Here is a 22985-nt window from a genome sequence, read left to right as displayed (position 1 = left end):
GAGCAGGTTTGTGATTGCGGTTGGGCAGCCTGGGCATATTGATCAAATCAAGCAGACCAATGCGGGGGCGGTTTATCGGCTAATCGATCAGCTGGGCCCGATTTCGCGCATCGAACTGTCAAAACGCGCGCAGCTGGCGCCCGCCAGCATCACCAAGATCGTGCGCGAGCTGCTGGAAGCCCATCTGGTCAAGGAAACCGAGTACCAGGAGATCGGCAGCCGGGGGCGGCCGGCGGTGGGGTTGGTGCTGGACACCGAAGCCTGGCACTACCTTTCCGCCCGTATCAGCCGTGGCAGCATCACGCTGGCGCTGCGCGATCTCAGCAGCAAACTGGTGGTGGAGGAACAGCTGCCGCTCGCTGCCGAACACCCCGAACCGCTGCTGAAACGCATCCTGACCGAAGTCGATCAGTTCTTTATCCGCCACCAAAGCAAACTGGAACGGCTGACGGCGATCGCCATCACGCTGCCGGGCATGATCGACGTGCAGTCCGGCGTGGTACACCGCATGCCGTTTTACGACGTGCTGGAGATGCCGCTCGGCCCGGCGCTGGAAACCCGCACCGGCCTGCCGGTTTACCTGCAGCACGACATCAGTGCCTGGACCATGGCCGAGGCGCTGTACGGCGCTTCGCGCGGCAGCCAGAACGTGATTCAGGTGGTGATCGACCACAACGTCGGCGCCGGGGTGATCACCGGCGGCCATGTGCTGCACGCTGGCAGCCACAGCGTGGTGGAGATTGGTCACACCCAGGTCGATCCTTACGGCAAGCGCTGTTACTGCGGCAACCACGGTTGTCTCGAGACCGTGGCCAGCATCGAGAACATGCTGGAGATCGCCCAGCAGCGGCTGAGCGGCTCGATGAGCTCCAGCCTGCACGGCGCGCCGTTGACCGTCGAATCGCTGTGCGACGCGGCGCTGGCGGGCGATCAGCTGGCGCGGGACATCATCCTCGGCGTCGGCCACAGCGTGGGGCGCATTCTGGCGATCATGGTCAACCTGTTCAATCCGGAGAAGATCCTGGTAGGATCGCCGCTCAACCGCGCGGCGGAGATCCTGCATCCGGCCATCGCCTCCTGCATTCGGCAGCAGGCGCTGCCGGCCTACAGCGAGCAGGTCAAGGTCGAATCCACGCAGTTCTTCAATCAGGGCACCATGCCCGGCGCGGCGCTGGTGAAAGAGGCGCTGTATAACGGTTCATTGCTGGTGCAGTTGCTGCAAGGCTAACTTCAGAACATCTTATTAATCCGCAAAAGATTGAGCTACCTCAAGCCCCTACGCGGCAGCATCCCCTAGAATTTTTCCGATAGACTTCCTCGCCGCCGATGCGGCGACACATTGTTAACGGGGCATTCCGGGGCATTTTATTCATGTTGAAGCGTTTATTTGTTACAGGCACGGATACCGACGTCGGTAAAACCGTGGTTTCACGCGGGTTGATGCAGGCGCTGGCCGCCAACGGCCGTTCGGTGGCCGGCTATAAGCCGATCGCCGCACGTTGCCAGGAAACCAGCGAGGGCATCCGCAATAAAGACGCTTTGGTATTGCAGGCATCCTCCAGCCTGCCGCTGTCTTACGAGGAGATCAATCCCATCACCTGTCTGGATGAGGTGTTTCACGCCCATGCGAGCGAGGACATCAACTACGGCGTGATGAGCAGCGGCCTGCGGGATCTGTCGGCCAAAGCCGATACGGTAGTGGTGGAGGGCAGCGGCGGCTGGCGGGTGCTGATGAACGATCTGCGGCCTTACGCCGAGTGGGTGGTGCAGGAGCAACTGCCGGTGGTGCTGGTAGTGGGCATCAAACTGGGCTGCGTCAGCCATGCGTTGTTGACCGCTCAGTCGATCATCAACGACGGTCTGCCGTTGTTGGGCTGGGTGGCCAACCGCATCAATCCGGGGCTGGCGCACTATGCCGAAACCATCGCGGCGCTGCAGCAGCGCATACCTGCGCCGCTGCTGGGTGAGATCCCGTATCTGCCGCGCGCGGAACAGCGCGAACTGGCGCACTATCTCGACATCTCCACGCTGCTGCGCTAGCGCGGTCAGGCCAGCAAAGGGGCCAACAGACGGGCGGAGACAAACAGCCCCAGGCCGTACACCGTATGCACCAGCAGGCTGATGATGCGGCTACGCGTCGGGTTGGGGGTATTCGCCGCCGCCACGCCAAAGCCCAGCGCCGGCTGCATCACGAAGAAAGGCGCCGCCAGGCTCAGCCAGCCGCTCAACAGTGCGACCAGCGGCGCCGGTGCGGCGTACCAACCGATGCCCGCCAAACCGAGCGGGATAAAGGCGAAGGCTACGCCGATCGCATAGTGCAGCAACCATCCTGTCGCTTTTTCTCCTCGTCGCACCGGCGACGCCATGATCGGCGCGTGATAAAACCGGCCGTCGAACAGGCCGATAAACCAGCGGCCAACCAGCGCGTAGTTAAGGGGCGGGATGCCCAGCACGCGCTTTTGCACGATGGCCCACAGGTCGGTGCACAGCGTGGCGCCCACCCCGGTCAGCACAATCATCAGTAAAATTTCTGTCGTCATTTTCGTGTCCTTAAAGTCACTCATGGTGTAATGTGCGCACAGTGTGCAACTTAAAGTAGACTTCAAGTCAATGGAAAAAGAACTGGATATTGGCGAGGTGGCGCGTTTGAGCGGCATCGCGCCCTCGGCACTGCGGCATTACGAGAAAAAGGGGCTGATCGCGTCGATAGGCCGCAACGGTTTACGCCGCCAATATGCCGCCGGCGTGCTGGATCAACTGAAGCTGATCGCTCTCGGGCGGTTGGCGGGATTTACGCTGGATGAGATCGCCTCGCTGTTTGACGAGCGCGGGCGCATCGCCCTCGATCGCCGGCTGCTGGCGGCGCGGATTGAAGAACTGGATCGCACCCTGCGGCGTTTGGGGCAGGTGCGCGCCGGTTTGCAGCACATGGTCGATTGCCCTGAACCGGAGCACCTGCAGTGCCCGCAGTTCAGGAAGTTGCTGCAGCAGGGCGAGTTTTAAGCCTCGCGTTTGGGCGGCGGCGCGGTGTGGTAGACCGATACCGGCCGCAGACCGCGCGACACGGTGGTGGCGATCACGCAGGCCAGCAAAATGCCGGGCAGCAGCGCGTATTCGCCGGTCATTTCAAACACCATCAGCGCCGCCATGATCGGCGCATGGGTGGTGGCGGCCAGCAGGGTGGCCATGCCGGTCAGCGCCAGCAGCAGCGGCACCGCCGCATCCATGCCCGGCCACAGGCCGAACAGCTGGCCGATCATCGAACCGAGCGCGGCGCCGACGAACAGCGTCGGGGTGAAGACCCCGCCGGGCGCGCCTGAACCGCTGCTGGCGAGGATCGCCAGCAGTTTGCACACCAGGATCGCGCCCAGCAGCAACACCCCTGGCGGCGCGATCAACAGCGCCTGCACCACGCTATAGCCATTGCCCCACACCTGCGGGAACAGCAGCGAAAGCAGCCCGACGATCAGGCCACCCAGCGCCAGCTGCAACGGCGGTTTCAGGCGCAGCGATCGGAAGGCGCGGCCGGTGGCGGTCATCAGCCATAAAAACAGCGGCCCGCCGGCGCCGGCCACCACGCCGACCAGCGCCATCAGCAGGTATTGCGTCGGCAAGGGGGCGGCGAGCGGCGTCACCAGATAGAGCGGCGCCTGGCCGCCGTTGAGCAGGTTGGTCATCAGCAGCGCGCTCACCGCGGCGATCACCACTGGCCCGAGCGAGGCCAGCATCAGGGTGCCGAACAGGATCTCGGCGATAAACAGGCTGCCCGCCAGCGGCGCATGGTAGGCGCTGGCCATCCCGGCGGCGGCGGCGCAGGCCACCCACAGTTTCCACTCTTTCTCGTGTGTAAAGCGCTGGGCGAACAGCGAGCCCACCAGCGCCGCCAGCAGGATCATCGCGCCTTCGCGGCCGATGGCGCTGCCGCTCGACACCACCAGCAGCGACGCCAGGCATTTCACCAGGCTGGCGCCGGTGTCCAGCTTGCCGTTGCCGGTCTCTATCGCTTCCATATAGTCGGTGGGCGCCGCCGGGCGCTGGTGACGGTAGCGCTGGTGGATATACAGCAGCAGGCCCGCCGCCAGCCCGCCCAGCGCCGGGGTCAGCGCGCGCCGCCAGCCCGGCAGCGCGGCGGCGGCGGCCACCAGGCTGCCGTCGGCATTGCCGAGCAACAGCCACTCGAGGCCAATCATCGAACGGTGAAACAGCCACACCGCCAGGGCGGCGGCGACGCCGATAAACACGGCGATAAACAGGCTGCGCAGCAGGGCGCGATAGTGGTGCAAGTGGACCAATCTTTTCATGCGTGGGCGGCGTCGTGAGAAAAATCAAAGGGTCATCAGCGCATTGTGCTTGGCGCTCCGGCCGATGACCAGTGAATCTTTATCAAACTGCGGCATGGGCGGGGCGGCGGTCGCCCCGGCGCGGGTTACTGCGGGGTCAGCACCCGGCGCGTACGGCCGGAGCTGAGGTAGTCGGCGATGTAATCCTGCGAGATTTCGCCGCTGTAGCGGCCGTCTTCATCGACGATCGGCATCCAGGAGGTGTTGTGCTCGTACAGCTTCGACAGCACCACGCGCAGGTTTTCCTCCGCTCTGGCGGTGACGCGAAAACGGTGCAGGCTGTCGGCGCAGACGCCCGGCGCGCCGCGCGCCTCGCGGCGTTTGACATAGCCCAACGGTTTGCCGTCGGCGTCGACCACCGTCACCGAGCGGGCGTCGATATCGTCCATCAGCCCGAATGCCTCCGCCAGCGGCGTTTCCCGGCGCACCGTCACCGTTTCCTGTTGATCGGCCACGTCGCCGGCCTGTACCAGCAGCAGGCGCTTCAGCGTACGATCCTGGCCGACAAAGGAGGCGACGAATTCGTTCGCCGGCCGCGCCAACAGCTCATCGGCGCTGGCGTTCTGCACGATCTTGCCCTGGCGGAACACCGCGATGCGATCGCCAAGTTTCAGCGCCTCATCGATGTCGTGGCTCACCAGCATCACGGTCTTTTTCAGCTGGCGCTGCATGTCGAGAAACTCGTTCTGGATGGTTTCGCGGTTGATCGGATCCACCGCGCCGAAGGGTTCATCCATCAGCAGCACCGGCGGATCGGCTGCCAGCGCGCGGATCACGCCGATGCGCTGCTGCTGCCCGCCCGACATCTCTTTCGGGTAGCGGTGCAAAAAGCGCTTCGGATCCAGCGCCACCATGCTCATCAGCTCCTCGGCGCGATCGTGGCAGCGTTTCTTGTCCCAGCCCAGCATGCGCGGCACCACGGTGATGTTTTCCTCGATGGTCATGTTGGGAAACAAACCGATCTGCTGGATGACGTAGCCGATTTTGCGGCGCAGGCTGACGGTATCCAGCGTGCTGGTGTCTTCGCCATTGACCAGAATGGCGCCGGCGGTAGGTTCGATCAGGCGGTTGATCATCTTCAGCGTGGTGGTTTTGCCGCAGCCGGAAGGGCCGAGCAGCACGCAGATTTCGCCTTCCGGCACGTCCAGATTGATGTTGTCGACGGCGTTGAACGGCGTGCCGTTCTTTTGCATGAACTGTTTGGTCAGATTTTCCAATTTAATCATGAGCGGATCCCCTTGGGCGTGAGCGCAATTTGCAAACGGTGCAATAACCAATCGAGGACGATCGCCAACAGGCTGATCATCACGGCGCCGGTAATCAACTGGCGGATGTCACTGCTGCTGATGCCGTTGAGCAGCAGCAGGCCGAGGCCGCCGGCACCGATCACCGCGGCGATCGCCATCACGCCGATGTTCATCACCACGGCGGTGCGGATGCCGCCGAAAATCACCGGCAGCGCCACCGGGATCTCTACCCAGCGCAGGCGTTGCCAGAACGTCATGCCGATGCCGCGGCCGGCCTCGCGCAGCCCGCCGGGCAGGTTGTCGAGCGCGGTGTGGGTATTGCGCACGATCGGCAGCAGCGAGTAGAGAAACACGGCGGTGATCGCCGGCACATAGCCAATGCCGTGACCAATCAAGGAAAACAGCGGGATCATCAGCCCGAACAGGGCGATGGAGGGCACGGTCAGCACCAGCGTGGCCAGGCTCAGCACCGGCGTCGCCAGCCACTTGTGGCGGACGATCAGCACGCCGAGCGGCACGCCGATCAGGATCGCCAGGCCGACGGCGACGCCGACCAGCAGCAGGTGTTCCAGCGTCAATCCGGCGATATAGGCCCAGTTTTGCCAGGCGTAAAGTAAGGTATTCATCATGCCTCCCTAAATCAGGCCGCGCTGCTTGAGGAACGCGTCGGCGACCTGTTGCGGCGTTTGGTAGTCGATATCCACCCTGGCGTTAAGCTCGGTGATCACCTGGTTATTGAACTGTTTCGACAGCGTGTTCAACGCCTCTTCCAGCCCCGGCGTGTTTTGCAACACCTCGGCGCGCACCACCGGCGTGACCGCATAGCTCGGGAAGTAGCCTTTGTCGTCTTCGAGCACCTGCAGATCGAAGCCTTTCACCCGGCCGTCAGTGGTGTACACCAGCCCGGCGTCGACGAAGCCGTCGCGGATGGCGTTGTACACCAGGCCCGGATCCATCTGGCGGATTTGCGGGCGATCCAGTGGCATGTCGTACAGCGCCTGCATCGGCTTCAGGCCGTCGGAGCGGCCGGCAAACTCCAGGTCCAGTCCCAGTAGCCAGTTGTGTTTCGGGTCGTTTTTGCGCACCTGTTCCACTTTGGCCACCAGCTGCGACATCGTGCGGATCTGCTCTTTTTCCGCGCGCTGGCGCTGCATGGCGAAGGCGTAGGTGTTGTTCATGTCCGCCGGCTGCAGCCACACCAGACCGAGTTTGGCGTCGAGTTTTTTCACCGTGTCGTAGGTTTCCTGCGGCGACATGCGCTTATTGATGTGGTTAAAGATGATCAGCGAGGTGCCGGTGTATTCCCAGGTCATGTCGATCTGCTTGTTGATCATGGCGTTGCGGGTGATCACCGTGGCCAGGTTGGTCTTGGGTATGACCTGAAATCCCTTGGCCCGCAGGTATTGCACGGTGATCGCCGACAGAATGCGCTGTTCGGTGAAGTTCTTGCTCGCCAGCGTCAAGGGGGCGGCCCAGGCGGCCGCGCCGCTCATCAGCAAGGAGAACAGCAGCGCGTGGCAAGTGCGTTGTAACCATCGAGTCATCGCGTCTCTCCCTTCAGGATGCGGTGTGCGGGCTGAGTCGGCGGCCGAGCCCGGCCAGCGCCAGATCGAGTAGCAGGGCGATCAGCGCGGTGGCGGCGGCGCCGAGGATCAGCGTCGGGAAGTCGTTCAGGTAGATGCCGGGGAAGATCAGCTCACCATAGCTGCTGGCGCCGATCAAAAACGCCAGCGGCGCGGTGCCGACGTTGATCGCCATCGCGATGCGCACCCCGGCGAAGATCACCGGCAGGGCGTGGGGCAGTTCGACCTGGCGCAACCGCTGCCCGGCGGTCATGCCAATACCGTTGGCGGCCTCTGTCAGCGCCGGCGGCACCGAACGCAGACCGGCATAGGTATTGCGCACGATGGGCAGCAGCGAAGCGAGGAACAGCGCCACTACCGCCGGCCGATCGCCGATGCCGATGATCACCATCGCCAGCGCCAGCACCGCCAGCGGCGGCAGGGTGTTGCCGACGTTGAAGATCTGCATCACGTGTTCCGCCCAGCGGCGGGCGAAGGGGCGGCTCAGCAAAATGCCGCTGGGAATGCCGACCAGCAGCGACAGCAGCATGGAACACACCACCAGGAACATGTGCTGTTGGCCGAGGTAGATCAAATCTTCCCGGCGCGACATGAGGGTTTTCCAACCGATGCCGTAAATCAGCAGCGCGATGACGGCGATAAACAGCAGGCTCCCGAAGAGCAGGCGCCGGTATGGCGCGGACTTATGCATGATGTTGCGTCCTCCGTTGCGCGGAGCGGCCGGCGGCGCACTCCACTCTGATTGTTACCCACTGCCCGGCGGGCGTGGCGGTACAAAACGGGCGTTTCGCATGAGGTTAGCGACATTGAGCGAAGGGTGTGTTCGGCATAGCGTGCTGAACGGTGGCTCAATACGTGAGTTAATCAGCATAAGATACTGATATTTAAACTAGAGAAAGCACGAAGCCCAATGACCCCGGCTAGGGAAGGTATAGCACCCTGTCGTTGGCCATGCCAAGTTTTATGAACAAAATCAGTTGATTGAGCTTAGGCGGATCTGCGCCTCAGCCCGCGTCAGCGCTGGGATGCGCGGAAAGTAAAAAAAATCCGCCGCAAAGCGTTACGCCGTAACAATTAGTCCAAATGGTGCGATTCGCCGGCGGCAGCGGCAGGATGTGAGGGCGGATAAACCTGCCGCAGGCGCTTGCTGATATACTCAGGGAAAATAAAAACGCCAGGAAGCCTGCATAACGCCATGACAAATAACGTTTCACCCGCACCTATCGCCCACCGCCCGCTGATCCTGATCGCCTGTATGCTGGCGATGTTCATGTCGGCGATCGAAGCCACCATCGTCGCCACCGCCATGCCGACCATCATCGGCGATCTCGGCGGCTTCTCGTTGCTGGGCTGGGTGTTCGCGGTCTATTTGCTGTCGCAGGCGATCACCATCCCCATCTACGGGCGGTTGGCGGATCTCTACGGCCGCAAGCGGGTGTTCTTCTTCGGCGCCACGCTGTTCCTGCTGGGGTCGGTGCTGTGCGGTTTCGCCCCGGACATGTATTGGCTGATCGGTTTCCGTTTATTGCAGGGGCTGGGGGCCGGCGCCATCATGCCGATCGCTTCCACCATCATCGGCGACATCTACAGCGCCACCGAGCGGCCGAAAGTGATGGGATATCTGTCGAGCGTATGGGGCGTGTCGGCGATCATCGGCCCGCTGTTGGGGGCGTTTATCGTGCAGCACCTGCCGTGGGCGCTGGTGTTCTGGGTCAACCTGCCGATCGGCCTGTTGGCGATGTTCTTCCTTTGGCGCTATTTGCCGGCGCATCAGCAATTGCGCCGGCACGCGCTGGATCTGGCCGGCACCGCCTGGCTGACGCTGTTCGTTTCCGCGTTGCTGCTGGCGCTGTTGCAGATGGAAAGCCTGGGATGGTGGGTGGTGCCGCTGCTGGCGCTGGCGGCGGTGTCGCTGGCGCTGCTGATCCGTCAGGAGCGGCGCGCGGTTGAACCGCTGTTCCCGCTGGCGCTGTGGCAAAGCCGGGTGATCGTCGCCGGCAACATCGGCGGGCTGGTGATCGGCGCGGCGATGATGGGCATCAGCGCCTTTCTGCCCACCTTCATTCAGGGCGTGATGGGCGGCTCACCGCTGGAAGCGGGCACCACGCTGGCCTTGATGTCGATCGGCTGGCCGCTGGCCAGCACGCTGAGCGGCCGTTTGATGCTGATGACTTCGTATCGCGCCACGGCGCTGTTGGGCGCGCTGCTGCTGGTGGCGGGCGGCCTGATCCTGCTGATGCTGCAGCCGGACGGCGGCCTGCTGTGGGGCCGGGTGGCGGCGTTTATGGTCGGCGCCGGCATGGGGCTGTGCAATACCACGTTTCTGGTTTCGGTGCAGAACGCGGCGCATTACAGCATTCGCGGCATCGCCACCGCCTGTACGGTGTTTACCCGCATGGTGGGATCGGCCATCGGCACCGCCATTCTGGGCGCGACGCTGAACCTCAACCTGCAGTGGCGTTTGCCGCAGATCGACGATCCGGTGCAGCGGCTGATGGAGCCGGCGGTGCGGCACAGCATGGGGGGCGAGGCGCTGGCGCAGTTGACCCAGCAAGTGGCGGCTTCGCTGCATTGGGTGTTCCTGGTGTCGGCGTTGGTGTCGTTGCTGGCGCTGGCGGCGGCGATGCTGATCCCGGCCCGTTGTCGGCCGCAGGGCGAAGAAGAAGAGGCGGAGCAGGCGTAAGGGATGAGAAAAGGGCGCTGCTGCAGCGCGCCCTGGGTAGCCGGTGCGGCTTACTGCGTGTTGGAGGTATCCTGGCTGGTGCCGGTCTGCGCCGCGTCACCGCGATCGTCGCCGTTGTTCAGGCGGGTATAAACGATCTTCTGGGTGTCGTTTTCGCAGTGCCCAACCACTTGGCCGCCCGCTTGATCGGCCTGATCGTTTGGCACGATCTCCAGTTTGAAGCCGGACTCCGGAACGCCGTTATTGACGATTTTTTGCGAAATGTCGGCTTTCACGCTTTCGCAGGAGGCCAGGGCCGCCAATGGCGCGCCGGCCAGCAGCACAGCGGTTAATATCAGCGTTTTTTTCATCACGTCATCCTTTTAGACAATGGACTTCCTGTAACAGGATAGCAGCAACGGCGGCCGGGTTTCACGCTCGCCCGCCCGCCGCAGGGGGATTAAGGATTAATCCGACGCCCGGTCTGGCGATCCAGACATTTACGGGTATCCGGCTCCCAGTAGGCGTTAACGTTGTTGCTGTCGTTGCAGCGATCTTCGTCATCCGCCGCGCGGTCGGCCTTGTCGAACTCTTTCTCGACGCGGGTATTAACCTTGTGGCGCAGGGTTTTGGTATCATTCCACTGCTCTTTGCTCTGGCGCGCTTCTTCGGTGCTCATCGCGCCGCTGCCTTTGCCATCGACGGTGACGCAGGTGCTGCCCTGAGTGCAGGTGGCGGCCAGCGCCGGCGCCTGCCAGGCGCCCATTACGGCCAGCATGGCGACCGGCAGCATCCCGCGCAGCAGTCGTTGGGTCGAAAATGTTTTCATCGTTTCATCCTTATGAGTGAGTGCGCCTGATGATGGCGACACTGGCGTTACCTCGCCCGCAGGCGTGGTGACAAATATACCACCGCGCTCCTGGAATTCACCAGCCAAGCGCCGATTCGTTTAATTTACCGAGAGAAAACTGCGACCGATGTTAAAAACTACGCTGTTGTTTTTTGCGACCGCCCTGGCTGAAATTATCGGCTGTTTCCTGCCTTATCTGTGGCTGAAGAAGCAGGGTAGCGCCTGGCTGCTGCTGCCGGCGGCATTGAGCCTGATGCTGTTCGTCTGGCTGTTGACGCTGCATCCGGCGGCCAGCGGGCGGGTCTATGCGGCCTACGGCGGCGTGTATGTGGCGACGGCGCTGCTGTGGCTGCGGGTGGTGGATGGCGTGAAGCTGTCTGCGCTGGATTGGGTCGGCGCCGGCGTGGCGCTGGCGGGCATGCTGATTATCGTTTCCGGCTGGCGCGCGGCCTGAGGAAACGCGGCGGGAGTCGCCTCCCGCCGTCGCGGCTCAGGCGCCGCGGTGGATGTTCAGCCCGGCGAAGGACTGGCTGACCGGCATCATTTCCAGCGTGTTGATGTTGACGCGCGCCGGCAATGTCGCGACCCAGAACACCGACTCGGCGATGTCTTCCGGCGTCAGCGCATCGGCGCCTTCGTAGGTTTTGTTGACCTTGCCGTCATCACCCTTGAAGCGCACGTTGGAGAACTCGGTACCGCCCACCAGGCCGGGCTCGATATCGGTCACGCGGATGCGCGTGCCGTGCAGATCGGCGCGCAGGCCCAGGCTGAACTGCTTGACGAACGCCTTGGTGGCGCCGTACACGTTGCCGCCGGCGTAAGGCCAGTTGGCGGCGGTCGAGCCGATGTTGATCACATGGCCGACGTTGCGCTCGACCATGGCGGGCAGCAGCGCGCGGGTCATGTTCACCAGCCCTTTGGCGTTGGTGTCGATCATGGTTTCCCAGTCATCGGCGTTGGCTTTGTGCGCCGGCTCCAGCCCCAGCGCCAGCCCGGCGTTGTTCACCAGCACATCAATCTGGCGCAGCTCGGCCGGCAGCGCTTCGATCGCCTGCTGAATGGCGGCGCGGTTGCGCACGTCGAGCCGCACGATATGCAGCGCTTCGCCCAGTTCTTCCTGCAGCTCTTCGAGACGCTCAAGGCGGCGCCCGGCGGCGATCACCCGATGGCCTTCACGGATAAAACGGCGTGCGATCGCCTCGCCGAAACCGGAGGTGGCGCCGGTAACAAAAATAATCATGTTGCTGTTCCTCAACTGTTTTTACCCTACATGCCTCTATCATTAGCACAAACCCGCAGGCAGTGGCAGCGGTTATCGCGGCGGAAAGAAAAAAAGCAAACCGGGCCGATCAGCGTTGAGGCGGCAGGTGGTACACCACCGCGTCATACTTGATGCGTTCGCAGCGGCCGGCCAGCACGCCGCCCAGCGACTCGACGAGGCGGCGGCTGGCGGTATTCTGCTCGGCCACCGGGTAGAGAAAGTGCGGCGGCTGAAAGCGCTCGCTGGCCCAGCGCGCGATACCCTGTACGATTTCACGGCCGTAGCCCTGGCCATGCAGGCCCTCTTTCACCCAGATGCCCAGCTCCGGGGTATGGCTGCGCAGGTTGTGCGCGCCGCCGACGCCGACGAACTGCCGGTCTTCGCGCCGGCGGGCGACGAAGATCACTTCTTCGCCTTCGCGCATCAGCGGCAGCCAGCTTTGCCAGACGTTGGCGAAGTCTTCCGGCGACGCTTCCGGTTCAAAGGTCATAAAGCGCGTCAGAGTGGGGGTGATCGCCTGGTAAACATCGTCGGCGTCTGCTGCGGTAAAGGGGGCAATCAACAAACGGTCGGTGTCCACGCGGCACTGAGAAAGGTCATTGTGATTCATGTTATTTTCCCTCGCTTTTCAGGCCAGAACGGCAAAAAATCCGCGTCCATAAATCGGGGCGGATCGTCGATATTACGCGTATTGGCGTCAGAAGCGACTTATTTTTCACCGCTGCGGCGGTGTGCAGGCGCGGCATTTCGCGACGTCGTCACGTTGGTGGGGAAAGCGGCGGGCGGGGTTGGCCGCCCGCCGCTGAGGGTCAGAACTTCACCGAACCTTGCAGATAGATCGTGCGCGGCTGGCCGATGTACAGACCTTTGTTGTTGTCGTCATAGGCGCGGGTGAAATACTCGTGGTTGAACAGGTTTTTCACGCCGACGCCCAGATTCAGGCCGGCCATTTCCGGGCCGAAATCATAGGCGGCGCGCACGCCCCACAGCATATAGCCGGGGATGCGGCCGGTGCTGCCGTCGGCGCTTTCCGCCACGGTGTTGGCGTTGTCGGCGAACTGGCTGGATTGGAATTCGCCGTTAAGGTTAAACGCCCAGCTGCCTGGCGTGTAGTCCAGCCCCAGCGTGCCTTTATGCTTCGGCGAGAACGGCACCTGGTTGCCCTTGTAACCGCCGTCTTCACGAATGGTGGCGTTGACGTAGGCGTAGCTGGCGTAGGCGGTCAGGTCGTCCAGTTTCGGCGTCAGCTGCGACAGATCGTAACGCAGGCTGCCTTCCAGCCCGGCGTGGCGGGTTTTGCCGCGCGCGGTCACGCTGTCGGTCACCTGGTTGGAGTCGTACTGGTTGTTGAAGTTGATCAGGAACAGCCCGATTTCGCCGGTCAGCGCATCTCCGGCGTAGCGGGTGCCCAGCTCCCAGGTGCGCGCCTTCTCCGGTTCGATCTTGCCGCTGTCCACCGCTTTGCCCATCTGGCTATATTGCACGGTGCCGAAGGAGCCTTCGGTGTTGGCGTACAGGTTCCAGTATTCGTTCAGGTGATACATCACGTTCAACGCCGGCAGCGGCGCGTTATAGCTGACGTCGAGGCGGTTGTTCTTGATGTAGTTGTTCTGATACGACTTGATGTATTCGTAGCGCATGCCCGGCGTGATGGTCCAGTCGCCGATGTCGATGCGATCGTCGATATAAAACGCGTGCGCCTCGGTGCCGGACTGGGTGTCGCGATCGTACGGGCTGGCGGTGGACGGCAGCTTGCCGGTGCTGGCTTTAGTGTAGTAGCGCAGCTCGTGGGTGGATTCGCTGACGTAGCGATAACCGACGCCGACCTCGTGCGCCGAATCGCCCCAGCGGAAACTCTGGCTGTAGCGCGGTTCCACGCCGCGCACCCAGTATTCGCGTGGCGACAGCGTCAGGTTTTTACCCTGATCCAGATAGCCGCTGCGCAGGGTGTAGGTGTAGAAGCTCTGCACGTCGAACTTGTGCTGCTGATCCGGCTGATACTGGTAGCCGAAGTTGGCCAACTGGCGGCGGCCCCAGAACTTGTCGTACGGGCGCGTCGACTGGAACGGGTTGGCGTTGTAGTCCGCCCGGCTCAGGCCGCCCGGCATCTCCGCTTCGCCTTCGTAGTATTGCAGCAGGCTGTTGAAGGTGTGCACCTCGTTCGGCGCGTAACGGCTTTTCAGCATCACGTCGTCGATTTTGGTCGCGCTGTGCTCGCGCCAGTCGCTGCCGCGGGTGCCGGAGTAGAGCAGCGCCGCGCCGAGGCCGTTGTCGGCGGTGCCGCCGATCATCAGGTTACCGGTGCCTTTCGGGTGATCCTGGCGCGAGGTCGGGCTGAGCTGCCCCTGCATGCCGGCCTCCATGCCGAAGGTTTTCGGGATGGCACGGGTGACGAAGTTGACGACGCCGCCGACGCTCTGCGGCCCGTAGCGCACCGCGCCGCCGCCGCGCACCACGTCAATCGCATCCATATTGCCGAGCGAGACCGGCGCCAGCGACAGCTGCGGCTGGCCGTAAGGGGCGAAGGGCACCGGGATGCCGTCCATCAGCACGGTGGAGCGGCTGGCGAGGCGCGGGTTGAGGCCGCGAATGCCGAAGTTCAGCGCCATATCGTGGCTGCCGGTGCCGTTGTTCTCCGGCGCCACCACGCCCGGTACGCGGTTTAACGCTTCGCGCACGGTGGTGGTGCCGGTTTTGGCGAACTCTTCGCGGCGCACCACGTCGCGCGCGCCGGGATGTTCGAATACATCGATCTGGCGGCCTTCCGCCAGCCAGTCGCCGACCACGGTGATGTCTTCTTCTTTCTGCGGCTGCGGCAGTTTGGCCAGCGTGTAGCCGTTGTTGCCGAGCGCTCGGGCCTGCAGGCCGCTGCCCGCCAGCAGGGCATTCAGGCCGTCGTCGACGCCGTAGCTGCCGTTCAGGCCAGGCGAACGTTTACCGGCGGTTAACGCGCCGTCTACCGAAAGCGCGATGCCGGCGCGAGCGGCGAAAGCGTTCAGCGCGCCGTCCAGCTCACCGGCTGGAATGTGATAGGTGGCCGCGGCGCTGGCGGCGCTCGCCATCAGCGGTGCGGCGAATGCCAGGCCAATGGCCACGGCCAGCGGTTTGGCCCGTTTTCCCCAAAGCGAAGCCGGAGCGACCTTTCCCCAAGCGTTGTTCATACCTTCTCCTGAATCATTTTTATTTATTGCTGCAGTGTTTTCCTGGGAGTCGGATGAGCAAGGCAAAAGGGACAATCAAAAATGCGATTTTTTATCATTTTCATTTAAAAAGTTCAGGCGGGGACGATCTGCAGCCAATAGCGGGTAAAGCTCTGCAGACGTATCGGCAGCGTCTGGCTGAGCAGGGCGAGAGCGCGATCGGTATCGTTGAGTGGGAAACTGCCGCTGACGCGCAGGCCGGCAACGGCCGGATCGCAGCTCAGATGGCCGCGCCGGTAGCGCGCCAGTTCGGCGATCACCCGCTCCAGCCGCCACTGGCTGACGCTCAGCACGCCGCGCAGCCAGCCGTCCTCTTGCGCGGCGGGGTGTTTGTCGCCGAAGGCCGTGGCGCTGAAGCTGATCTGTTCGCCGGCATCCACCCGGCGCGTTTGCCGCGCGTCCTGCGCCAACTGCGCTTCAACCGCATGCTCCAGCACCGTCAGACGCGTCTCGCCGCCGCTCTCGCGCACCAAAAAGCGGGTGCCGAGCGCGCGCATCGCCCCCTGCGGGCTTTGCACCCACAGCGGCCGGGCGTCGCGTCCGGTGATCAGGCTGATTTCCCCGGCGTGCAGGCGGATCAACCGTTGGCGATCGTCGTAATGCACATCGACCGCGCTGGCGGTATTCAGCACCAACTGGGTGCCGTCGCTTAATACAATGGGTTTGATTTCGCCGGTGGCGGTGCGGTAGTCGGCACGCAGCTCCCGGCCGAGCGGGGACTGATAAAAGAAGCCGCCACCGCCCACGCCGAGCAACAGCAGCAGGCTTTTCAGCAGCGTGCGGCGGTCGATCGCCGATTGGCGGCCGGCGCGATCGAGCGCGCGGTAGCTGAACTTGCCCGGCACGCCCTGCAGCTGGCTCTGCAACGCTTCGACGCGCCGCCATGCCCAGCGGTGATCGTCATGCTGCTGGTGCCAGGCTTGCCACTGTTGGCGCTGGCGTTCGGTGACGTGCTCATCGCACAGCAGGGCGTACCAGTGTGCGGCCATTTTCAGCGCCTGGCGCTGCTCCGGGGTGATGGCGTTGCTCATGAGAAAACGTCGTTTTCCAGGCTGAACAACAGGCAGTGTTCGGTGGCCTTGGCCATGTATTTTTTAACCGAGCTGACCGACACGCCGAGGCGCGCGGCGATGTCCGCATAGCCCAGGCCTTCGAGCTGCGACAACAGAAAGGCCTGCTTCACCTTGGGCCCGAGGCCGTCGAGCATGGCGTCGATCTGCTGCAGGCTTTCCAGCAGGCTCTGGCGCTGCTCCGGCGACGGGGCGTAGCCTTCCGGGATCAGCGCCAGCATCTCCAGATAAGCGCGCTCCAGCGTTCTGCGGCGGAACAGATCGACCATCACCCGCTTGGCGACGGTAACCAGAAAGTCTTTCGGTTCGCGCAGGGTCGCCGCGGCGTCGCTTTTCAGCAGGCGCATGAAGGTATCTTGCGCCACGTCGTCCGCATCGAACGCGCAGCCCAGCCGTCGGCGCAGCCATCCCTGCAACCAGGCGTGATGGGTGGCGTAGAGGCGCGATAGCGCGGTGTGCGGGGCAGAAGCGGTGGCGGACATGATTTTCGCATTGCTGGTCAAAAAGATGCGCGGATGATAATTGAGAATGGTTATCGTTTCAAGTTTGGCCGTTGTCCTCAGGCCGAGATTCAACCCCCAGGCGCGGCGTTGAAATAAGCCGTGCGCCGTGAAGATATTCGCTTGCCCATTCATGGTGCAGCGGCGCGGTGTTATTTTGGCAGGCAAACGGTTGCTATTGATCTGCCGGAGAGGATCGATGGTTTGCTTTATTCTTTTTTGCCGGTCAATTCCTCTGATTAATTAATATCATTTTGTTTTTTAACAATAATGTATTTTGGCGCCGTCAACTGGCATACGGCTTGCTATGCTTAAGCCGGTCTTAGCGTTTGGGTAACAAAAGGCATTGTTTCATCTGCGTGGGTTATTACGCGGGTGAGGCGCGCCGGTCGCGACAAGGAAGAAAATAATGGCACTGCAATTCACCACGGCTATTCGTGGCAATTTTTTTGATATCTCCGCCTGTGTGGAGGAGCCGCAACAGCTCGACGAACGCCTGCGGCATGTTCCCGACGGTTTGCTGCTGCTGAACGACGGCGTCATCGTCTGGTTCGGCAGCTGGCAGCAGGGCGAGGCGCTGCTGCCGCCGGGCTTCGCGGTCACGGAATATCGCGACAAACTGATCGTGCCGGGATTTATCGATACCCACATCCACTACCCGCAAACCGAAATGATCGGTGCCTATGGCGACCAGCTGTTGGGCTGGTTAAACAATTACACCTTCCCGACCGAAAGCCGTTACGACTGCCAACGGCACGCCGACGAGATGTCGGCCTTCTTTCTGCAGCAGTTGCTGAGTAACGGCACCACCACCGCGTTGGTGTTCGGCACGGTGCATCCACAGTCGGTCGACGCCTTGTTCGGCCAGGCGCAAACGCTGAACATGCGCCTGATCGCCGGTAAGGTGATGATGGATCGCCATGCGCCGGAGGCGCTGCTGGAAACGCCGGAGCAGAGTTACCGCCAGACGCGTGAGCTGATTGAACGTTGGCACGGCAAAGGCCGCCTCGGTTACGCCATTACGCCGCGCTTTGCGCCCACCAGTACGCCGGCGCTGCTGGCGCAGGTTCAGCGGCTGCGCGAAGAGTATCCCGACGTCTGGCTGCAAACGCACCTGAGCGAGAACCCGCAGGAAGTGGCCTGGGTTAAAGCGCTGTTCCCGCAGCACCGGAGCTATCTGGATGTTTACCATCGTTATGGCATGACTGGCGATAAAAGCGTGTTCGCCCACTGCCTGCATCTGGAGGAACAGGAGTGGGACTGCCTGTGCGATACCCGCTCGGCGATCGCCTTTTGCCCCACCTCCAACCTGTTCCTCGGCAGCGGGCTGTTCGACCTGCAGCAGGCCTGGCGCAAGCGGGTGAAGCTCGGCATCGGCACCGACGTGGGGGCAGGCACCACCTTTAACATGCTGCGCACGCTGGGCGAGGCGTACAAGGTCGGCCAGCTGCAGCATTACCGGCTCTCTGCTTTAGAGGCGTTCTACCATGCCACCCTGGGCGGCGCCCGCGCGCTGTCGCTGGACGACAAAATCGGCAACTTCAACGTCGGCAAAGAGGCGGATTTCGTGGTGCTCGATCCGGCGGTGACGCCGCTGCAGCAGTTGCGCTGCGTCAACAGCGCCACGTCGGCGGAACAAGGGTTCGTGCTGATGACGCTGGGGGACGATCGCAACATTTATCGCACCTATGTGGACGGTAAGGTGGTTTATCAGGCGGCGCGCTGACGCAGCCGCGCCTGCAGCCAAACGCTGAGCGGCGCGGCGACGACGGCGCTCAGCGCGCACAGCCATAACAGACGTTGCAAACCGAGCGGGGTGAAGCCGCTGCCGAGCAACGCGGAGGAGAGCAAAAAGGCCGCCGTGGCGCTCAGGTGTATCAGGGCGGTTTGCAGCACGCCGAAGGCCGCGCGTTGCTGATGGTCCGGCCAGCGCATGCTCAGGGAAGAGATCGCCACCAGTCGCGCGTAGGCCGCCGCGAGAAACGCAATCATGAACAGTTCGCCGCGATCGCCACCGCACGCCGCCAACCACAGGCTACCCAACAGCAACAGCGTGGCACCCAGCGTCAGCGTCACGGCGCCAAAACGTTGCAGCCAGCGTCCCGCCAGCACGGTCGCCAGATAGCCGGCCACGCCGCCGATGAGAAACAGCCAGGCCAAATGCGCGTCGGCCACCTGTAGCCGCTGGGTAAGCAGCGGCGCCAGTACCGGAATCAGCAGCATCGGGCTGAACTGTGTCAGGCCGGCGGCGGAGGCGAACAGCAACAAACGGCGATCGAGCGTGGCGGGGGCGGCGGCCTGCGGCTGCGGCGCATCCCTGGGAACGAACAGCGCCACCAACACCGCCGCCAGCAGACACAGCCCACCGATCGCCACCAGCGCAACGCGCCAGCTCGCCACCTCGCACAGGTACAGCATGCCCGGCATGCCGACAATGCTCACCAGCGAAAAGGACGAAATCACCGTCGCCAGCATCCGGCCGTGCAGCGCGGCCGGCGCGGCGTTGAGCAGCAAGCCGATCCCGACGCCCATCGTGGTGCCGCCCAACAGACCGGCCAACAGCCGCAGCGCCAGCAGCCAATAGAACTGCTGAGTGGCGGCGATCACTAAGGTCGTCACGCCCAGCAGCGCGACGTTGAACAGCAGAAAACGCTGCTTCTCAACGCCGCCGATCCAGAAAAACGCGCCGATGCCGGAAATTACCGCGGCCAGCGTATAGGCCGCGCTGACATAGCCGGCGAAGCTGACGGGCACCGAAAAATCGGCGGCCATATAGAGGAATATCGGGTTGAAAACCATGTATTCCAGGGCGTTGGTGAACTGAATAAAGGTGATAACCAGCGCGATCGCCGTAAGCTTTCTTGTCGGGGACATAAGCATCCATCGGTTGCAGAATCAGGCCGGCAGTGTAGCGTTTGGCGTTTACCAGGATTAGGTGGTAGAAATGGCAGGGTTTATTATCAAAATCGGGATAATCATGCGCGCCAAATTGGATTTAAACCTGTTACGCATTTTTGTGGCGGTGGTGGAACAAGGCAGTTTCGTCGGGGCCGCTCGGGCGCTGGCCATGCCGACCTCTAACGTCAGCCGCGCTATCTCGCAGCTGGAGCGCCAGCTCGACCAGCGATTAATCGAACGCAGCACCCGCTCAATGCGGTTGACGCCGAACGGCCAGCTATTGCATGAGCGGACACAGCCGCTGCTGGCGTCGCTCGATCATACCGCGCAAACGCTCAGCGAACGGCAGCAACAGCTGCGTGGGCCGCTGCGTCTGTGCGTGCCCAATGAAGTGGGGCCCTACCTGTTGGGCGATCCGTTAGCGGCCTTCGCCGTGCAGCATCCGCAGATCGAAATCAGCTGCGTCACCAATCTGGCGGGGATGGCGTCGCTGCTGGACGATGTCGATCTGGCGGTCATGATCAGCCGTGGCATGCTGGACGACAGCGACTATGTCGCGCAGCCGCTGGCGACCTTTCCTTGCATCGTGGTAGCCGCTCCGGCGCTGTTGGCGCAGTGGCCGCCGACGTCGAAGATTGAACAATTCACGCAATTGCCCTGTATCAGCACGGTGGATGCGCTGAAGGGGAGGCCGTGGCAGTTCGTTCACCCGGACGGAACCTTCGTTACCGTACCGGTCAATGCGCGTTATCGCGTCAATAGCGGGGAGATGGCGCTGAAGGCCGCCCTGGCCGGCGTGGGCTTCGCCATGCTCTCCGAGCTCGGCTGCCGGCCGTTTCTGGCCGACGGACGTTTGGTTGAGATACCGCTGGCGTTGCCGCCGGCGCCGCTGCAGCTGTATGCCGTTTACCCCGGCCGCCGCTATCTGCCGGCCAAAACGCGTGCGCTGCTGACGTTCCTGATACAGCAGGTTGGCGAGGCGACTAACTTCTAATCACTTGTTTTTGCTCAAACTGCCAACTGCGCCTAAGCTAGGTGGTGACTCAGAGGGAGCCATTCCCCGAGACCTTATTCCGTGAACATGGAGGAGTTTCGATTTGATGCGTTTATCCACATTGGTGCTGGCGATCGGCATGGCGCTGGGCTCGCAGGCACAGGCAGCAGAAACCCAACCACACGCCGACCATAGCGCGCTGCCCAGCGGCCAGGCGAAGGAGGCTACCGTGACCGGTGAAGCCAATCATCACGACCAGCAAAAGACTCAAAATCCGTTCTTCTATCAAAGCCGTCTGCCGTTCCAGGCACCGCCGTTCAACCTGATCAAGGAAAGCGACTACGCGCCGGCGATCGCAGCGGGCATCAAGCAAAAGCGGGAAGAGGTGGAGAAGATCGCCAACAACCCGGCTAAGCCCAACTTCAAGAACACCTTCGTGGCGCTGGAGCAGGCCGGTTCGCTGCTGACGCGGGTAATGAACGTGTTCGGCGCCATGACCTCGGCCAACACCAGCGATGCGCTGCAGAAGCTGGATGAAGAGACTTCGCCGAAGCTGGCGGCGCTGAACGACGACATCATGCTCAACGGCAAGCTGTTCGCGCGCATCAAGGCCATTTATCAGGATCGCGATGCGCTGAAGCTGGATCCGGAGTCGCGTCGGCTGGTTGAAGTGACCTACAAAAACTTCGAGCTGGCGGGCGCCAACCTGTCGGACGCCGACAAGGCCAAGCTGAAAGCGCTGAACCAGGAAGCGGCGACGCTGAGCACCCAGTTCACCAACAAACTGCTGGCGGCGAGCAAAAACGGCGCGCTGGCGATAACTAACCAGGCGAAGCTGGACGGCCTGTCGGAAGGCGAGCTGGCCGCAGCCGCGCAGGCGGCCGCCGAGCGCAAGCTGGAGAAACAGTGGCTGTTGGTGCTGCAGAACACCACGCAGCAGCCGCTGCTGCAGAGCCTGAAAGATCGCGACACCCGTAAAGCGCTGTTCGACGCCTCCTGGACGCGTGCGGAAAAAGGCGACGGCAACGATACCCGCCAGACCATTTCCCGTCTGGCCAAGGTGCGCGCCGAGCAGGCCAAACTGCTGGGCTACCCGAACTACGCCGCCTGGAAGCTGCAAAACCAGATGGCCAAGACGCCGGATGCTGCGCTGAGCTTTATGCGCAACATCGTGCCGGCGGCCACCGCGCGCGCCGAGCGTGAAGCCAAAGACATTCAGGCGGTGATCGATCAGCAGAAGGGCGACTTCAAGGTGCAGGCCTGGGACTGGCAGTTCTACGCCGAACAGGTGCGCAAGGCCAAGTACGATCTGGACGAGTCGCAGATCAAACCTTACTTCGAGCTGAACAACGTGCTGAACAACGGCGTGTTCTACGCCGCCAACCTGCTGTACGGCATCAGCTTCAAAGAACGCAAGGACATCCCGGTCTACCAGCCGGACGTCAAGGTGTATGAAGTGTTCGACAAGGACGGCAAATCGCTGGCGCTGTTCTACACCGATTACTTCAAGCGCGACAACAAGGGCGGCGGCGCCTGGATGAGCAACTTCGTCGATCAGTCGAAACTCAACGGCACCAAGCCGGTGATCTACAACGTGGCCAACTTCACCAAACCGGCGCCGGGCCAGCCGGCGCTGCTGTCGTATGACGACGTGATCACCATGTTCCACGAGTTCGGCCACGCGCTGCACGGCATGTTCGCCGATCAGGAATACCCGAGCCTGTCGGGGACCAACACCGCGCGCGACTTCGTCGAGTTCCCGTCGCAGTTCAACGAACACTGGGTCAGCGATCCGAAAGTGTTCAGCCACTTCGCCAAACATTACCAGACCGGCGAGGCGATGCCGCAGGAACTGGTCGACAAGATCAAGAAGGCCGACAAGTTCAACAAGGGCTACAGCATGACCGAGCTGCTGTCCGCCGCGCTGCTGGATATGCACTGGCACATGCTGACCGCCGATCAGCCGCAGCAGGACGTGGACAAGTTCGAGGCCGAGTCGCTGCAAAAAGACAAGGTGGATCTCAGCTATGTGCCGCCGCGCTACCGCTCCAGCTACTTCCAGCACATCTGGGGTAACGGCTACGCCGCGGGCTACTATGCCTATCTGTGGACGGAAATGCTGGCGGACGATGCCTTCCAGTGGTTCACCGAACACGGCGGACTGACCGCCGAAAACGGCCAGCGCTTCCGCGACATGATCCTGTCGCGCGGCAACAGCCAGGATCTGGAGAAGCTGTACATCGACTGGCGCGGCAAAGAACCGAGCATCGAGCCGATGCTGCTCAACCGCGGGCTGAAGGACGAGTAAGTTCGTCCATTCCCGGTAAGTCAACAAAAGGGCGCGTGATGCGCCCTTCGTCTTTTTTGGCGTCGAGGCGTT

General features: G+C 62.6%; 22 protein-coding genes. 8 read left to right on the top strand and 14 right to left on the bottom strand.

All coding sequences use genetic code 11. The features are described 5' to 3' along the window. The first annotated feature begins 10 nt into the window (after positions 1-10). Positions 11-1228: a sugar metabolism global transcriptional regulator Mlc gene (gene mlc / locus ACRAWE_RS08220; protein ID WP_004938526.1), complete on the top strand. Its 1218-nt coding sequence runs from the start codon at positions 11-13 to the stop codon at positions 1226-1228. 143 nt (positions 1229-1371) lie between these two features. Next, the gene (gene bioD / locus ACRAWE_RS08215; RefSeq protein WP_019455919.1) at positions 1372-2040 is read left to right on the top strand and encodes a dethiobiotin synthase; all 669 of its coding nucleotides are present in this window, start codon (positions 1372-1374) and stop codon (positions 2038-2040) included. A gap of 5 nt (positions 2041-2045) precedes the next feature. Here the strand turns inward: bioD and ACRAWE_RS08210 are convergent, their stop codons facing one another. Continuing rightward, positions 2046-2540: a DUF2938 domain-containing protein gene (locus ACRAWE_RS08210; RefSeq protein WP_025159726.1), complete on the bottom strand. Its 495-nt coding sequence runs from the start codon at positions 2538-2540 to the stop codon at positions 2046-2048. 70 nt (positions 2541-2610) lie between these two features. On the opposite strand from ACRAWE_RS08210, the gene ACRAWE_RS08205 reads away from it, so the two are divergent. Further along, entirely contained in the window at positions 2611-3003 is a 393-nt protein-coding gene (locus ACRAWE_RS08205) for a helix-turn-helix domain-containing protein (RefSeq protein ID WP_049241177.1), read from the top strand. Here ACRAWE_RS08205 and clcB read toward each other — a convergent pair. The 5 genes from clcB to ACRAWE_RS08180 all read right to left on the bottom strand — a co-directional run bounded on the left by clcB (position 3000) and on the right by ACRAWE_RS08180 (position 7861). Further along, the gene (gene clcB, locus ACRAWE_RS08200) at positions 3000-4301 is read right to left on the bottom strand and encodes a voltage-gated ClC-type chloride channel ClcB (RefSeq protein ID WP_063919399.1); all 1302 of its coding nucleotides are present in this window, start codon (positions 4299-4301) and stop codon (positions 3000-3002) included. The genes ACRAWE_RS08205 and clcB overlap by 4 nt on opposite strands. Positions 4302-4426: 125 nt before the next feature. Next, positions 4427-5566 (bottom strand): osmoprotectant ABC transporter ATP-binding protein OsmV, encoded by a 1140-nt coding sequence (gene osmV, locus ACRAWE_RS08195; protein WP_019455915.1) that lies wholly within the window; start codon positions 5564-5566, stop codon positions 4427-4429. Beyond that, positions 5563-6213 (bottom strand): osmoprotectant ABC transporter permease OsmW, encoded by a 651-nt coding sequence (gene osmW, locus ACRAWE_RS08190; protein ID WP_015377782.1) that lies wholly within the window; start codon positions 6211-6213, stop codon positions 5563-5565. The genes osmV and osmW overlap by 4 nt, the downstream gene beginning before the upstream one ends. A gap of 9 nt (positions 6214-6222) precedes the next feature. Next, a complete protein-coding gene (locus tag ACRAWE_RS08185) occupies positions 6223-7080 on the bottom strand; it encodes a glycine betaine ABC transporter substrate-binding protein (RefSeq protein ID WP_230328935.1) in 858 nt (285 codons plus the stop codon). A 64-nt stretch (positions 7081-7144) separates the two neighbouring features. Next, on the bottom strand, positions 7145-7861 hold the full coding sequence (locus ACRAWE_RS08180; RefSeq protein WP_019455913.1) for an ABC transporter permease: 717 nt from the start codon (positions 7859-7861) through the stop codon (positions 7145-7147). Positions 7862-8365: 504 nt separating this feature from the next. On the opposite strand from ACRAWE_RS08180, the gene ACRAWE_RS08175 reads away from it, so the two are divergent. Next, complete coding sequence (locus tag ACRAWE_RS08175) at positions 8366-9853, top strand: MDR family MFS transporter (RefSeq protein WP_063919401.1); 1488 nt, start codon at positions 8366-8368, stop codon at positions 9851-9853. Between the two features lie 50 nt (positions 9854-9903). Here the strand turns inward: ACRAWE_RS08175 and ACRAWE_RS08170 are convergent, their stop codons facing one another. Next, entirely contained in the window at positions 9904-10203 is a 300-nt protein-coding gene (locus tag ACRAWE_RS08170; protein WP_019455911.1) for a DUF1161 domain-containing protein, read from the bottom strand. A gap of 89 nt (positions 10204-10292) precedes the next feature. After that, on the bottom strand, positions 10293-10661 hold the full coding sequence (locus tag ACRAWE_RS08165; protein ID WP_019455910.1) for a DUF1283 family protein: 369 nt from the start codon (positions 10659-10661) through the stop codon (positions 10293-10295). A 148-nt stretch (positions 10662-10809) separates the two neighbouring features. Here ACRAWE_RS08165 and ACRAWE_RS08160 point away from each other — a divergent pair, with 148 nt between their 5' ends. Next, positions 10810-11136: a YnfA family protein gene (locus tag ACRAWE_RS08160; RefSeq protein ID WP_004938563.1), complete on the top strand. Its 327-nt coding sequence runs from the start codon at positions 10810-10812 to the stop codon at positions 11134-11136. 36 nt (positions 11137-11172) lie between these two features. On the opposite strand, the gene ydfG is transcribed toward ACRAWE_RS08160, so the two are convergent. From ydfG to fecI, 5 genes are all read right to left on the bottom strand, one after another. Further along, entirely contained in the window at positions 11173-11922 is a 750-nt protein-coding gene (gene ydfG / locus ACRAWE_RS08155; RefSeq protein WP_198636415.1) for a bifunctional NADP-dependent 3-hydroxy acid dehydrogenase/3-hydroxypropionate dehydrogenase YdfG, read from the bottom strand. Between the two features lie 109 nt (positions 11923-12031). Beyond that, positions 12032-12553: a GNAT family N-acetyltransferase gene (locus ACRAWE_RS08150; RefSeq protein ID WP_019456504.1), complete on the bottom strand. Its 522-nt coding sequence runs from the start codon at positions 12551-12553 to the stop codon at positions 12032-12034. A gap of 199 nt (positions 12554-12752) precedes the next feature. Further along, complete coding sequence (fecA, locus tag ACRAWE_RS08145; RefSeq protein ID WP_432525229.1) at positions 12753-15104, bottom strand: TonB-dependent Fe(3+) dicitrate receptor FecA; 2352 nt, start codon at positions 15102-15104, stop codon at positions 12753-12755. Positions 15105-15217: 113 nt separating this feature from the next. Then, a complete protein-coding gene (gene fecR / locus ACRAWE_RS08140) occupies positions 15218-16174 on the bottom strand; it encodes a ferric citrate uptake sigma factor regulator FecR (RefSeq protein WP_063919402.1) in 957 nt (318 codons plus the stop codon). Beyond that, positions 16171-16695 carry a ferric citrate uptake sigma factor FecI gene (fecI, locus tag ACRAWE_RS08135; RefSeq protein WP_025159729.1) on the bottom strand — a complete coding sequence of 175 codons (525 nt, stop codon included), beginning with the start codon at positions 16693-16695 and terminating at the stop codon, positions 16171-16173. The genes fecR and fecI overlap by 4 nt, the downstream gene beginning before the upstream one ends. Positions 16696-17122: 427 nt before the next feature. On the opposite strand from fecI, the gene guaD reads away from it, so the two are divergent. Next, positions 17123-18439: a guanine deaminase gene (gene guaD, locus ACRAWE_RS08130; protein ID WP_432525228.1), complete on the top strand. Its 1317-nt coding sequence runs from the start codon at positions 17123-17125 to the stop codon at positions 18437-18439. Here guaD and ACRAWE_RS08125 read toward each other — a convergent pair. Continuing rightward, positions 18424-19587, bottom strand: coding sequence for an MFS transporter (locus ACRAWE_RS08125; protein WP_211129414.1), 1164 nt, complete (start codon positions 19585-19587; stop codon positions 18424-18426). The genes guaD and ACRAWE_RS08125 overlap by 16 nt on opposite strands. A gap of 103 nt (positions 19588-19690) precedes the next feature. Here ACRAWE_RS08125 and ACRAWE_RS08120 point away from each other — a divergent pair, with 103 nt between their 5' ends. Together ACRAWE_RS08120 and dcp are read left to right on the top strand one after the other, a co-directional pair. Further along, on the top strand, positions 19691-20605 hold the full coding sequence (locus ACRAWE_RS08120; protein WP_063919617.1) for a LysR family transcriptional regulator: 915 nt from the start codon (positions 19691-19693) through the stop codon (positions 20603-20605). A gap of 106 nt (positions 20606-20711) precedes the next feature. Then, complete coding sequence (gene dcp / locus ACRAWE_RS08115) at positions 20712-22913, top strand: peptidyl-dipeptidase Dcp (protein WP_432525227.1); 2202 nt, start codon at positions 20712-20714, stop codon at positions 22911-22913. Positions 22914-22985 lie beyond the last annotated feature (72 nt).

This window comes from Serratia sp. BFP-2025 (assembly GCF_050880365.1).
Lineage (GTDB): Bacteria > Pseudomonadota > Gammaproteobacteria > Enterobacterales > Enterobacteriaceae > Serratia > Serratia surfactantfaciens.
Note: the sequence above shows the minus strand (reverse complement) of the source record. Positions and strands in the feature narration are given on the sequence as shown.